General features: G+C 63.7%; 11 protein-coding genes. 2 read left to right on the top strand and 9 right to left on the bottom strand.

All coding sequences use genetic code 11. The features are described from left to right. Nucleotides 1-15 precede the first annotated feature (15 nt). Nucleotides 16-1,008, bottom strand: coding sequence for an adenosine deaminase (gene add / locus ACMGG9_RS22520; RefSeq protein ID WP_069100681.1), 993 nt, complete (start codon nucleotides 1,006-1,008; stop codon nucleotides 16-18). 9 nt (nucleotides 1,009-1,017) lie between these two features. Further along, complete coding sequence (locus tag ACMGG9_RS22515; RefSeq protein ID WP_033645346.1) at nucleotides 1,018-1,959, bottom strand: nucleoside hydrolase; 942 nt, start codon at nucleotides 1,957-1,959, stop codon at nucleotides 1,018-1,020. Nucleotides 1,960-2,171: 212 nt separating this feature from the next. Here ACMGG9_RS22515 and ACMGG9_RS22510 point away from each other — a divergent pair, with 212 nt between their 5' ends. Then, nucleotides 2,172-2,801 (top strand): Crp/Fnr family transcriptional regulator, encoded by a 630-nt coding sequence (locus ACMGG9_RS22510; protein ID WP_232091488.1) that lies wholly within the window; start codon nucleotides 2,172-2,174, stop codon nucleotides 2,799-2,801. On the opposite strand, the gene ACMGG9_RS22505 is transcribed toward ACMGG9_RS22510, so the two are convergent. The 4 genes from ACMGG9_RS22505 to ACMGG9_RS22490 form a co-directional block, all read right to left on the bottom strand. Beyond that, nucleotides 2,798-3,217 carry a VOC family protein gene (locus ACMGG9_RS22505; RefSeq protein ID WP_033651779.1) on the bottom strand — a complete coding sequence of 140 codons (420 nt, stop codon included), beginning with the start codon at nucleotides 3,215-3,217 and terminating at the stop codon, nucleotides 2,798-2,800. The genes ACMGG9_RS22510 and ACMGG9_RS22505 overlap by 4 nt on opposite strands. A 143-nt stretch (nucleotides 3,218-3,360) precedes the next feature. Then, complete coding sequence (locus ACMGG9_RS22500; protein WP_047026516.1) at nucleotides 3,361-3,777, bottom strand: SRPBCC family protein; 417 nt, start codon at nucleotides 3,775-3,777, stop codon at nucleotides 3,361-3,363. 36 nt (nucleotides 3,778-3,813) lie between these two features. Continuing rightward, the gene (locus ACMGG9_RS22495) at nucleotides 3,814-4,611 is read right to left on the bottom strand and encodes an SDR family NAD(P)-dependent oxidoreductase (RefSeq protein ID WP_414162283.1); all 798 of its coding nucleotides are present in this window, start codon (nucleotides 4,609-4,611) and stop codon (nucleotides 3,814-3,816) included. Nucleotides 4,612-4,664: 53 nt separating this feature from the next. Continuing rightward, nucleotides 4,665-5,675 (bottom strand): aldo/keto reductase, encoded by a 1,011-nt coding sequence (locus ACMGG9_RS22490; RefSeq protein WP_033651778.1) that lies wholly within the window; start codon nucleotides 5,673-5,675, stop codon nucleotides 4,665-4,667. 141 nt (nucleotides 5,676-5,816) lie between these two features. Between ACMGG9_RS22490 and ACMGG9_RS22485 the strand changes: the two genes are divergently transcribed. Beyond that, nucleotides 5,817-6,716, top strand: a complete 900-nt coding sequence (locus ACMGG9_RS22485) for a LysR substrate-binding domain-containing protein (protein ID WP_033645340.1) — start codon at nucleotides 5,817-5,819, stop codon at nucleotides 6,714-6,716. A gap of 33 nt (nucleotides 6,717-6,749) precedes the next feature. Here the strand turns inward: ACMGG9_RS22485 and ACMGG9_RS22480 are convergent, their stop codons facing one another. From ACMGG9_RS22480 to ACMGG9_RS22470, 3 genes are read right to left on the bottom strand one after another with little or no spacing between them, the layout of a single operon-like run. Next, the gene (locus tag ACMGG9_RS22480) at nucleotides 6,750-8,942 is read right to left on the bottom strand and encodes a virulence factor SrfC family protein (RefSeq protein ID WP_414161734.1); all 2,193 of its coding nucleotides are present in this window, start codon (nucleotides 8,940-8,942) and stop codon (nucleotides 6,750-6,752) included. Beyond that, nucleotides 8,939-11,884: a virulence factor SrfB gene (locus ACMGG9_RS22475; protein WP_187174040.1), complete on the bottom strand. Its 2,946-nt coding sequence runs from the start codon at nucleotides 11,882-11,884 to the stop codon at nucleotides 8,939-8,941. The genes ACMGG9_RS22480 and ACMGG9_RS22475 overlap by 4 nt, the downstream gene beginning before the upstream one ends. Next, on the bottom strand, nucleotides 11,884-13,122 hold the full coding sequence (locus tag ACMGG9_RS22470; protein WP_414161733.1) for an SrfA family protein: 1,239 nt from the start codon (nucleotides 13,120-13,122) through the stop codon (nucleotides 11,884-11,886). The genes ACMGG9_RS22475 and ACMGG9_RS22470 overlap by 1 nt, the downstream gene beginning before the upstream one ends. Between the last annotated feature and the right edge of the window lie 122 nt (nucleotides 13,123-13,244).

The following is a 13,244-nucleotide window of genomic DNA, read 5'->3' as shown; positions in this document are numbered from 1 at the left end:
TTGAAACGCGCCGGGTCACATCGACCCGGCATTGAGCTGACTCATTAATTTAATTTTAGTATCGCCGTCGAGAAAACTCGCCTCCAGCGCCTGTCGGTTGCTGCGGTTAAAATCGTCATCCTGCCAGCCGAAGGCGTCATGCAACAGCTGGTACTCCTTGTTCAGCGTGGTATCGACGACGGTGCGCGCATCGGTATTCACGTTTAGCCGCACCCCCCACTTTTTCAGCCGATCTATCGGATGATCGTCGATGCTGTCGAACAAATTGCAGGTGAGATTGCAGCTGGGGCATATCTCGAGCAGGACGCCGGTGGCTACCAGGCGCTCGACGAGCGCAGGGTCCTCGATGCTTCTGACGCCGTGGCCGATGCGTGACACCTGCAGCCTATCTAGCGTCTCCCGCACGCTGTCGGGGCCCTTCGCCTCGCCGGCGTGGGCGATGACGTTGCCGCCAGCGGCACGCACGGCGCGAAAGGCCGCCACATGGTGGGTCAGCGGGTAACGCGCTTCATCGGCGGCCAAATCCAGCGCCACCACGCCGCTTCCCTGATAATCGATAACCAGCTTCGCCGTTTGCAGGCTGGCGGCCGCGTCGAAATGCCGCAGCGTGCATAGGATCAGCCCGGCGGCGATGCCGTAAGCCCGCGAGGCGTTATGCATGGCCGCCAGCACCGTCTCGACCACCGCTTCACCGCTTAACCCCAGCCGGGTATGCAGCAGCGGCGCGAAGCGCAGCTCGGCATAGATGACATTATCCGCCGCCAACTGCGCGAATAAGTCCTCGACGGCCAGCGTTATCGCCTGGCTTGTCTGCAATAGATCTATTTGCGGCGCTATCTTGCTTAGAAAGTCCCCCAGATCGGCGCATCGTTTCGGCGCGACAAATTGCCGATTAAATGCCGTTCTGGTTATTTGCGGGTCGACCTTTTTTAAATAGTGGTAGCTTAAACAGGTATCCAAATGGACGTGTAATTCCACTTTCTTCAATTTTCTTGGATCGAATTTCATGCGGGTCACTTATTTCATTAACGGCTGAGATAACAACGAGAACAGTTTTTCTTTAAACAGGCCGGGCTTAATGCGGGTAATCACGCGCGCATTGGCCGGTTCGCCGGTAAGCTGAGTGGAATCGATGACGTAATGGCCGTAAGACCTCTCACTTTTATATTCTACCCATGAATACGCTTCCAGACTGGTCTCGACGATATCCGGATAGAGCGCCACCGCCATGGTGGTCGGATCGGGCAAATCAAACCCTTTGCGTTCGGTGCGCCGTGCGTTGAACGCCATCAGCGCGCGATTGCAGCGCACGGCAAAGCGTCCCAGTTCGCCGAGGTTATTCAATCGTTCTATATCGCGTTCGTCGATAAAGGCTTCCCCCATGCCGATCTCCCAGCCGACGAGAGTGAGCGGCAGCCCGGCAGTGAGCACCAGATGCGCAGCCTCGGCGTCGGCGTAAAAATTAAATTCGGCCAGCGGGGTGATATTGCCGGGCGTCAGTCCGGAACCGCCCATGACATACACGCGCTTCACCTTTTCGGCCAGCGCGGGCGCTTTCAGCACCGCCATCGCGAGATTGGTCAGCGGCCCCAGGGTGACGATTTCCAGCTCGCCCTTGAGCCGTGCGGCGCAGTCGATGATGGCGTCCACGGCATGAACGGGTTCTACGGCCAAGCGTGGGGTCGGCAAGGCCATGTCGCCCATGCCGTCTTCACCGTGAATATGGTGCGAGTGATAGCGCGTGCGAAACAGTGGTTTCGCCATGCCGGCGTAAACCGGAGGAGCATAGGTTCCCGCTTTTTCCACGCAAATGAGCGCATTTTTGACGCAGTGTTCTAGCGGGCAGTTTCCGGCGACCGCGGTGATCGCTTCCACTTTCACGCCAGGTTCGCGCAACGCCATCAGCAGCGCAACGGCATCGTCGGAAGCGGTATCGGTGTCTATCAGAATGTGTCGCATGGCAATCTCCTCGTAGGGGGTACGGAGAAAATACCCAGGCGGCCCAAGGCAAAAAAGGTCAGATGTCCTTTTTCGTTCTGAAGCGCGTCGGCTATGCTGAACGCAGTCGAAAGCGAGGAGGCAAGACGTTTAAGGATGAGCCTTGGGAGTGAATCGCCTTGAAAACGGTCGGTGACAGCAAGCTAAAAGAAGCGTTCATTGAGGTTCACGATATGCAAACGGCGCTTTCGCCCACGCTGCTCGCCGCACTGCGCCTGGTGAGCGTCGAAGCCGGCGAATACCTGGTGACGCAAAGCGATCGTTTGACCCACCTGTTTTTTCTCGTGCAGGGAAAATTGCAGGTTGAGAATTTTGATGTGAATGGCGCGCACATTGTCTTTTCCTTCGAAACGGATTTCTCGGTAATTGGCGATCTGGAGCTGTTCTCCCAGGCGCAGCGCACGCTGTTCAGCACCGTGCAGGCGGTGACCGACGCGCTGCTCCTCGCGGCACCGATAGAGGTCATCAACAATCACGCCCTGAGCGACCCGGCGTTTCTCACCTTTATCTGCCGGCAATTGAGCAATAAGCTGCTGAATTCCTCCTTGCTGCATGCGAACGGCGTTTTGACGGCGGAATATAAACTGCGAAAATTTTTATTGTTCAAGATAAAGAGCGAAGGGGAATTGATTGAGCTGGAAAACCGGGAGGCGTTGGCGGCGAGATTGGGCATCTCCGTCAGACAGCTGAGCCGCGCGTTGGCGCAGCTCGCGGCGGAAGGCATCATTCAGTTTAAAAACAAATCACTGCGGGTGACGGATCGCCAACGGCTGTCTGCTATCGAAGGTAACCAAAGCGGTTAATCGAGCGCCGGCCCTTTCAATTCCACGCGATTGCCGTCCGGATCGCTGAAATAGATGGACGGCCCGTCGCCTTCCGCGCCGTAGCGCGATTCGGCGGGATCCGCGTCGATCCCCTGCGATCGCAGGTAGGTCAACAACGCGTCTTCGTTGAACGGATCGATGCGCAGGCAAAAGTGATCGACGTTCTGCTGTCTGGCATCGGGCGGCATGCCGCCTTTTCTTCCGAGCATGCCGTTGACGTCCACCAGATCGATCATGGAAGCGCCGGCGCGCAGGTGCACCAGCCCCAAATCCGGCCGCTGTTTGGCGATATCACAACCGATGACCTGGGTATAAAAACGCAGGCTGTTCTGCATATCTCGCACGCGCAGAACCACATGATCCAACTGTTGCAGGTTGAAAGGGCGCACGGTCATCTCCTCAAATGAACATCTCCTTTACAGCATAAGCGGCGATGGCGGATTTATCCTGTTTCGCGGCGTTGTCGCTTCGCGCGGCCAAACCAAAAAAAACGGCCGATGGGTGAAGCCATCGGCCGTGGGGCTTGAGTGTTCAAGCGTTAACGAGGGAAGTTACCGCTCAGCGCATCCAGGCCGCCCTGGTAGATGCCGCTGAACAGGGCGATGGCCTCGTCGTCGCTGATGTTGACCGGCGTGAAGCTGCCCGACCATTCCACGCGCGCCACGTTGGCGTCGTCGGTGGCGTGCACTGACAGGGTGGACAGGTAATTCACCACCGGGAACGGCGCCTGCATGATGGAGTAGCTGTAGCTGCGTTGACGGTTATCGAACGCTTCCAGCCGCTCGATGACGGTGCCGCCGTCGGCGGTGGTCAAAGTGCGCACGCGGCCGCCTTGCGAAATGACGCTTTTCGGAATGAACGGCAGCCAGTCAGGCAGGGCGTCGAAGCCGCCGATCAGTTGCCATACGGTGTCGGCGGATGCCGGGATGTCCATTGAGACGGATGTAGTAGCCATTTTCTTTCTCTCTTAATATCGGTTTCGGGTACAGGGTTACATTGCCAGCGTATCTACGACGCCGCCGTCGACGCGCAGCGCCGCGCCGGTGGTGGCCGAAGACAGCGGAGACGCGAAGTAAACGGCCAGGTTGGCCACTTCATCAACGTCCGCCGCGCGCTGAATGATGGAGCTTGGGCGTTCGGTTTTAACGAACTCGTCGGCCTGATCGCGTGCGCTGCGCCCGGATTTGGCCGCCGCATCCGCCAGCATGTCTTGCAGGCCTTCGGTAAAGGTTGGCCCCGGCAGGATGGCGTTGACCGTTACGCCGGTGCCGGCGAGGCGTTTCGCCAGGCCGTGAGACACCGCCAGGTTGGCGCTTTTGGTGACGCCGTAGTTGATCATGTCCGCCGGGATGGCGACGCCGGATTCGGACGACACGAAAATAATGCGTCCCCAACCCTGCTCGGTCATGCTCTGCGCATAGTGGCGCGCCAGCCGCACGCCCGAGAGGACGTTGACGTTATAGAAGTGCATCCACTCGCTGTCCGGCACGGTAAAGAAGTCGTTATCGTTGAAAATGCCCAGGTTGTTGATCAGCACGTCGGCTCTCGGTTCCGCGGCGAACAGGGTTGCAGCCCCGTGTTCCGTCCCGAGATCGGCGACCACGCCGCGCACCTGCGCGCCGGGCACGTTGGCGCTGATGTCGGCGATGGCGTTATCAACCCCGGCTTTCTGACGGCCGACGATCACCACGGTGGCGCCCGTTTTGGCGAGCCCGCGCGCGATGCCGAGGCCGATGCCGGAGGTGGAGCCGCTGACGACGGCGACTTTGCCTGAAAGATCCAGTTTCATCATGTATCTCATCGAGTTAATGGGGGTAATGGGGCCATGCGGCCCCATAAAACTTAACGAATCGGCAGCGGCGCGTTGTCGGCCACCAGTTTCTGACGGCGCATTTCGGCCCAGAATTCAGCCGGGATAACGGCGTCCAGCGCAGCCAGATCTTCGGCCATGCGGCCAGGGCGGCTCGAACCGGGGATCACGGCGGCGACCGCCGGGTTAGCCAGCGAGAACTGCAGCGCGGCGGCTTTGACGTCGACCTGGAAGCGAGCGGCGATCGCTTTGATTTGCGCCACTTTCGCCAGCACCGCCGGGGATGCTTTCTGGTATTCGTAGTGCTCGCCACCGGCCAGCACGCCGGAGTTGTAAGGGCCGCCGACGACGATGTCGACGTTGTTCGCCAGGGCTTCCGGCATCAAACGTTGCAGCGCGCGTTCATGATCCAGCAGGCTGTAACGGCCGGCCAGCAGGAAGGCGTCCGGCTGCGTTTCGCTCAGGCCCAGCGCCAGTTCGCAAGGCTCGACGCGGTTGACGCCGAGGCCCCAGGCCTTGATCACCCCTTCTTCACGCAGACGGGTCAGCGCGCGGAAAGCGCCGGTGCGGGCGATGTTGAACTGTTCAATCCAGTTGTCGCCGTAGAAATCCTGGGCCGGATCGTGGATCCAGACGATATCCAGGCGGTCGGTTTTCAGGCGCTTCAGGCTGTCTTCGATGGAACGCAGCGTGGCGTCGGCGGAGTAGTCGTTGACTATTTTGTTCTTCAAGCCGTGTTCGAACAAACCGCCTTTCTCGCCCAGATCGCGGGCGGAAGTGTCTTCTTCTTCGTCCAGCATGATGCGGCCCACTTTGGTGCTCAGCACATACTCGTCGCGTGGGTAGTGCGACAGCACTTCACCCATGCGGATTTCCGACAGGCCGGAACCGTAGAGCGGCGCGGTGTCGAAGTAGCGGATGCCCAGATCCCAGGCGCCGCTGACGGTGGCTTGCACGTCGTCTTGCGGGATGTTGCGGAACATATTGCCGAGCGGTGCGCCGCCCAAACCGATCTTGCCGGGTAAAATATTTCTGATGCTCATGTCAGGTCCTCAATACGTTATCTTTTCAGGGAAATTGGGGGGCGCACAGTGCGTCTGCCCCGTCACGAGGCTAAAGATAGCGTGGCAAGTTGTGACTTGATAGGACATAATTTGTCTAAGTTAAGTCCTTTGAGGTCTCACATGATCGATTTACGTCAGTTGAAATACTTCGTCGCGGTGGCGGAAGAGGAGCACGTCGGCCGCGCTGCCGAACGGCTGCACATTTCCCAGTCGCCGCTGAGCCGGCAGATTTCCCAGCTTGAGGAACGTCTCGGATTGATGCTGTTTGAGCGCAATCAGCAGCGCATTCGCCTGACCGCCGACGGCCAGACGTTTCTGGCCGAAACCCGCGCGCTGTTGACGCACGCCAACCGGCTCGAATCGCTCGGACGCCGCCTGGGGCGGGGTGAAGACGGCGGGCTGTGCATCGGCTATATCGAAAATGCGATGCACTCCGGCGTCTTGTCGAACGCCTTGCGGTCGCTGCGGGTGTCCCGGCCGGATGTGCACATCGTGCTTTACAGCCAGCCTTCTTCTATGCAGCTGGAAGGGCTGCGGCAGCGTAGCCTGGACGTGGCGCTGGTCAATACGGCGCCGGATCGCGACGATCAGGATTTGGACTATACGCAGGTGTTGGACGATCGCATGTTGCTGGCCCTGCCGCAGACGCATCCGCTGGCTGACAGGGAAACGCTGCAGCCGGCGGATCTCACCGATCAGGCCTGGATCTCGGTGATCCACAAAGAGGATGCCCATTCGCGCGACGATTTCGTGGCGGCCTGCGTGAAGGCCGGGTTCGATCCGGATATTCGGCTGGAAGCGGGCGAGCCGCTGACGGCGCTGGGGCTGGTCGCCGCCGGGTTGGGGATGACGCTGATCCAGCACAGCCTGCGGCATAACGCGCCGCAGGGTGTGGTGCTGCGCGAGCTGCCCTGGATGCAATACACCACGCAGCTGTGGGCAGTGTGGCACAAGGCCAACCTGCGCCCGCTGGTCACCCACTTTCGCGAAGTGATGTCGGCCGGGCCGGCCTGCCACTGATCGCGCGGCGGCGTCCGGCCCGGATGGCGCCCGCTACGGCGCAGCGCGCAGGGCCGCGACGATCGCCGCCAGGTCGGCGCGCTGCTCGTCTGCCAGCGCGGGCTGCGCCTGCGCGGCATTCTCCGCCAGCAGGGTTTGCAGGCCGATCAGCCAGTCATAGATATAAAACGCGGTATTTTTGGTCGGCGTCGGCGCCAGCCGGGTTAGCCGCTGCTGGCCACTCCAGTCCACCGCCGGCTGCGGCGGCGGGGTAAAGATCGGCTGGCCGGGATTGACGCGGCTCTCGGGGCGCGTGGCCGCGTCGCGCCGCTGGAAGCCGAGCCAGGCGACGAAGTCGCCCAGTAGCGCCAGCGCCTGGCTGATCTGCCGATCTTCACCCTGTTCCGGCAAGCTCCCGGCGCACAGCGCGCGCTCCAGTTCGTCGTCGAGCCGCAGGCGGCAGGCGGCGCCGATCAGCGCATCGACCAGCAGTTCGAGGTGCGGCCTGTCGACGCCGAGCAGATCCAGCAATCGGCGGCTGTCAGGCAGCGCGCGCAGATGGTTGACCCAGTCGGCGAAGATCCGCGCGGCGAAAGGCGATGCGGGCTGCTCGCCGGGCGCCGCAGGGTCTTGCGCACCGAACAGATCGATATCCAGCCCAAACGGCGAAGGCGGCGTCGTCTGGGACGGCGTCGTATGCTGCTGTTGCTGATAAAGCTGGCGCAGCGTATCGCGCTGGGGCAGCAACCGTTCCAGCAGTTCGCCGTGGCGGCCGGCCTGCGCCTGCAACGCGCGCAACAGCTGCTGGGCGCGTTGCTGCGCCGCGTGCGGATCGGCGACGGAGAGCCAGTTGCCGAGCAGGCTTTCCGTCAGTTCGCGCTGCAACTCTTCACGCTGTTCGAGCAAGCGCGCTTGTTTGTGGGCCGGGCGCGCCTGTGCAGCCAGGTAGTTCACCATCCGGCGGCAGTCCTGTTCATCCAGCGCCAGCAGCGTGGCCCAGCTGTCGCCGGGCTCGCCGACCTGACGCTGGACGGCATCGTCGGGCCGCGCTTTGCCTTCCTGACGCAGGTCGAACGGCGTGATCGCCCAGATTAAACCGGGCTTGCGGCGCTGGCGCAGCGCCGGGGTTTCCCCCTGGGTGTGGTTGACCCAATCGGCGAGCGCCTGGCCGACGCGCGCGGTGTCCTGCGGCGTGGCGGCGGCATCGGTCACCAGCAGCAGGCTGGCGTGCAGGCCGTCGGCGCAACGGGCCAGTAAATGGGCGCGCTTCGCCTGCTGCAGACGCTGCGCCGGCTCCGCCTGCGGACAGATGCGGCTGCCGGGCAGGTCGATCAGCGCCACGTCGGCGGGCAAGCCTGTCTGCGCCGTCTGCGGCAGCAGGGTGGTCACTTCTGCGGTCAGCCAGGCCAGATCGCTCAGTGCGATCTCCCGTTGATCGCCGTTTTTGGTCATGACGGCGATCGTGGCGTTTTCCGGTGCGGCGCTTGCGGTCAGCAGCGCCAACGCACGGCGCGGGGCATGAACCCGTCTGCTGCCGTCGAGCGCCTGCAACGCGTGCGCCAGCTGGCGGTAACGCGCCGTCAGCGTCGCTTCCTCTCCCCACAGCGGCGCAAACAGGCGCGCGCGGTCATCGATGCTCAACTGCGGCGCCAGCGTCACCGCCTGCGGCCAGAAGTGCCTGTCGAGCGTGGATTGCTCTTTGTCGCCGTGGCGGCGCAGGCTGTCCCACAGCGCCAGTACGGCATTGCCGTCGAGGCCATCGATGGCGATCGCCTGTCGGTGGCGCGTCAGCGCTTGCAGGTGGTCGGCGATGGCGCGGGCGTCCCAGTCCGTGCGGAAGCCGCTCATCGCGGCGGCGTCAATCGTCATGGCCAACCACTGCGCTTCATCGAGCAAGGCGAGGGCGATCGGATAATCGGCGGGCCCCGCCTCGGCCGCCGTGCAGTAGCGCACCGCGAGCGAAAGGTCCGCGTCGAAGCGTTTCGCGCCGGGCGCCAGCGCCGCCAACAGATGGGCTTTGGCGGCGGCGTTGTGGCCATATAAACCGATGGCGACCTGCGCAGGCCGTGTGTTTTCCAACAGTGCGGCGCGGTTATGGCAACGCCGCAAACGCTGTATCAGCCGATCGGCTTCCCGCTCCAGGCGGGCGGAGTGACGGCGTGCGGCGTTCACCCAGTCGATCGCCTGCAAAATGCCGGCGCTGAGCGCGTTATTCGGAGCCGCTGGGGCGAGGGTTTGCGTGTTCATCGTGGGTAAATGCTCCCGCTGTCTATCCAGTAGTGGGTCGCACCGGAGGCGCTGGCAGCCAGGGTATTGAGTTTCAGTTGCAGGTGGTGCGCCGGGACGGGGCTGCCGTCGGCCAGCAGCGCCTGGGCGATCTTGACGCTCTCGGCGCCCTGCTCGGCGCTGGCGGTGATGGCCAGCCGCAGGCCGATCACCGCGTCGCCGGCCAGCTTGCGCGCCAACTGGGCGTCATTGATGGTCAGCGTATAGAGCGGCGAGGCCGGCCAGCGTTCGTTGTCCAGCTGGCGGAAGCCCAGACGCAGCGGGCCGCGCAGCTGGAAGCTGCCGGCGGGATCGAGCGCGAAATCGGCGCGATCCAGATCGATGTCGCGGTAATAGACGTTATCGTCCGCCAGCATGTTGTTGCCGTCCAGCATGCCCAGATAGCGAATGGTGGAGTAGGGCTGGAAATCGCCGACGTTGAAGTAAAAGCTCTCCAGCCGCAGATCGATCGCCAGCAGGCACAGCATGGCGCCCACGGCGGCGGTGGATTTCGGGTTGTCGATGCGGCCGCGTTTGTTGAACGGGTACCAGCTGCGGGTGTGGTAGCCCTCGAGCGGCAGAATGCGGCTGGCGGGCAGCGGCTGCAGGTGGCGCAGCAGCGCCTGCACGCCGGGGAAGCGCGCCGGGCGGCCGGTCAGCAGCAACACGTCGCAGGTGTACAGCGCCACCACTTCGGCCAGCAGGCGCAGACAGCGGCCGATGCCGATGCGATCGGACAAGAAAGCGGCGTGCAGGTCGGCCAGACGGATCACCAGCGGGGTGTGCAGGATATCGAAGGCGTCGCTGTCGGCTTCGCGCTGCACTTCGCCGTTGATAAACGCCAGCACCTGCGGCGTCGGCCGCTGCGGCAGCAGATCGCCGAGGCCGGCGGCGATTTCCGCGCGGCTGTCCAGCGGATCGTACTGCTCATAGGCGGCGAGCAGCGCGCGTCCGGCGGGCATGAAGATCTGCAGCGCGGCCTGTTGACGCAGGGTGGAAAGCCCGTCCATGCGCCCTTCGTTGCCGAACAGTTTGTCCATCAGCGCCGCAGCGGCGCTCACGCCGGCGGCCTCGAACGCCTGTTGCACGGCGGGCAAGACAAACTGCTGGATGATGTCCAGCAAGATATCGTCGCCGGCGACCTTAAAGCCCTCGCGGAACAGCAGGCGCGGGTTGATTTTGATGTTGTTGCCTACGCCGTCATCGAGCGAGTAGTGCGTGATCGCCAGATCGGTGGTGCCGCCGCCGATGTCGATGGAGGCGATGCGCAGCGTCTTGCCGGGCTGTTCACCCGGCGCCAGCGGCCGATCGGGCCGAGCCATGGCGGCGAAGAAGGCGTCGGTGCGGCCGGCGAAGTTCACCTGGGTTTCGTTGTACAGATAGACCATCTGGCCACAGGTGGCTTCGTCCCACTCGATCTGCACCTGCGGCGCTGGGAAGCGAGTGTGCGCGCCGTCGAACGGCGCATCCTGCGGGTGCCAGCCGAGGGCTTTCCACACCAGCCCGATCGCTTCCTGCATGCGGCGGCGGAAGATCTCCCGCTCCGGCTTCGGCATCGCCGACGGCAGCGTCAGGATGATGGCGCGTAAACGGCGCGGGGCGGCGGCGTTCGGCATGCGGCTGCGCTGGGCGATGCTGTTGATCTGCATCAGCGCCTGCGCCAACAGCTCGCTCAGCATCAGGCTCATCACCGCGCTGCGGCTGTAATGGGCGGCGAACACCGGCAGCCGTTCGGCCGTCGGCAAGGCGGACAGCGGCACGCCCTCGTCGTTGATCAAGGTGGTCAACGGCGCGGCGGCGGCCATCGGCTCGTGCCGCTCGTTGAAGCGCCAGCCGGGCGCATAGCGCTCTTCGTCCCACAGATAGCGGCGCGGGCTGGAGATGCCGGTGGTGCCTTCATGCCCTTCGCGTCGCTGCGCCAATTGCGCGGCTTCACGGCCGACGCGGGTGATGGACGGCCATTGGAAGGCGTCGTCGCGTCCGCTCTGGAAGGACAGATGCGGCTTGCCGAACGCGGCCCGAGAAAACTCCACCCGGCTCTCGAACAGTTCGTTGTAGACGCAGTGCGGTTCGGACAGCGAACGCAGCTGCAGCTCATAGGTTTGCTTCAGGCCGTTGCTCTCTTCCGGATGGTCTTCGACCAGCACGCCGCAGGTGTGAGAATTGCCGACGTCCAGCACCAGATCGACGTCGATCGCCGGCTGTTGCAGCGTCGCCGCCGCCATTTTTATCTGCGGCACCGTCAGCTGATGGCCGAGCATGTGCAACAGGTTGAGGTAGTGCGCCTGATACTCGAAGGTTTTCAGCCCGGCGTTGATCTCCGCCTCGGCGCGCTGTTCCCGCTCGGCGGCGCGCTGGCTGAACGCCTCGCGCAGCCAGCCGTCCACCCAGGTCAGATCGAGGAACTCGCCCAGCTCGTGGTTGCGGTGCGCCAGCGCGAAGCTCAGATCGGCGCCGAGATCGCTCTCGCCCGGCGCCAGCGCTTCCTGGCCGGGCACGGCGGCGCGGGTATCGAAGGCCAGCACCACCCGCAGCAGGTTGCCGTCCTGATCCGGTTCATCCAGTTGCACCACCTGCAGGCGAGCCCAGTTATCCGGGCCTGACAAAAATATCCCCGAGGCGGTATAGCGCAAGAACGGCAACGGCAGCCAGAGCTTATCCAGCAGGCGCAGCGACTGCTGCAGCGGGTAGCTGAACTCCGGCCGCACCACTTCGGCGGCTTGCCCGCCCTCGGCCGGCAGCTGATATTTGCCGCTCTCGGCCTCCCATTGCAGGCGCAGCAGCGGGCCGCTGGCGGTCTTGCGCACGAATTTGCCGGGAAACTCGGCGTCCAGCCGCGGGGTCAGGGCAAAGTCCATAAACTGAATGCCGCTGTCCTGAATCAGCGTAATGCCGTGTTTGTGGTCCGTAAGGGGTGCCAGCATCATTTACTCTCGCGCTTGAACGTCATGGGATAGGTGGTGTCCGCATCGTAGCGGCCGGTGCATTCCGCGGCCCCGGTCTCGCCCTGGCGGCAGACGATTTCCGGGATCTGGTAGCGGCTGCCGTCGCTGCAGCGCGCTTTGGTGCGGCTGTTGATCACCAGATTGCCGGACTGCATCAGCCCGGCCTCGACCGCCACCCGGCAGGTGACGCCGTCGCCGTAGGCGATGACGGCGCTGCCTTTGCCCGCGTTTAGGCGGTATTGCAGGCTGGGGCGCTTGCCGGTGATCGGATCTTTCAGCGCCACCGTGGCGCGCCATTTGCCGTTAAGGAACCGGGTGGAGCCGGCCTTCACCGCCTCGGGCGGCAGCACCAGCGCATTTTTGTCCGCCGGCTGCGGGATGACCGGCGCCGGGAGCGGCGGCATCAGCGTGGCGTGCGCCAGCGGCAAGCGCAGCTCAGGCAACGGCGCGGCGGTTTTTTCCGCCGGTGCCGGATGGCGCACCTCAGCCGGCATCGCCGGTTGCGGCGGCGGTGAGCGGTGCAGCCAGGCGGCCAGCGCCGCGCTGCCTAGCAGCAGTACCGGCAACAGCCACAGCGCGTGACGTCGGCGCGGGCGAACAACGGCGCGGGATTCGGCGGGCGCCGTCGGGGCGGGCACCGGTTCAGGCTCGGCGGCCGGGGCCGGTTTTACCGGTTCGACAACGGCCGGTTTGCGCGGCGCGGCGGCGATCGGCGCCGGTTTTTCCACTTCCGATTCGAGCGGGCGCAGGCAGGCTAACGGATCGTCCGGGCTCTGCGCCTGCGGTTTGATAAAGCCCCAAAAGGTCAGCACCGGCCGATCGTCCACCAGGTAGACGTGGTTGGGATCGGGAATGTGCATCGCTTTGGCCAGCAGCGCGCCGAACAGGCGGTGGCTGGGGTGATCGGTCGCCCGGGTCTGTTCGGTCAGGCTGCGAAAGGTCGCCAGACAGTGTTCCAGGTGGCGCACCGCCTGCGCGCGCTGGGCATCGCTTGCCGCCAGCCAGGAGGTCACCTTGCCCGGAAAGGGCGCATACCAGTCGATGCGCGTGCCGCTTTCGTTCGGCTGGGGGATCGCCAGACAGTCGGCGGCCTGCTGCTGTCGGCGAAGACGCAGGGTTTCCCGCAGCTGCTGCGCGCAGGCGTAGATCGGTTGTCCGTTTTCGCCTAAAGCCAGCACATCATCCAAACTGCCACTGCGTAAGAAGGGTTTCACCACGGCGCCGCACCTTGTCCTGTTCTGCAAAAACGCATAAAAGTCCATGGTACCCCGCCGGCGATGCCGCCAAACGGCCAAGGACAGCCCGAAAAACGCCCTTCTTTGGCGTTAGCGGCGCACTT

Source organism: Serratia sp. BNK-10 (genome assembly GCF_047456065.1).
In the GTDB taxonomy this organism is placed as follows: domain Bacteria; phylum Pseudomonadota; class Gammaproteobacteria; order Enterobacterales; family Enterobacteriaceae; genus Serratia; species Serratia ureilytica.
Note: the sequence above shows the minus strand (reverse complement) of the source record. Positions and strands in the feature narration are given on the sequence as shown.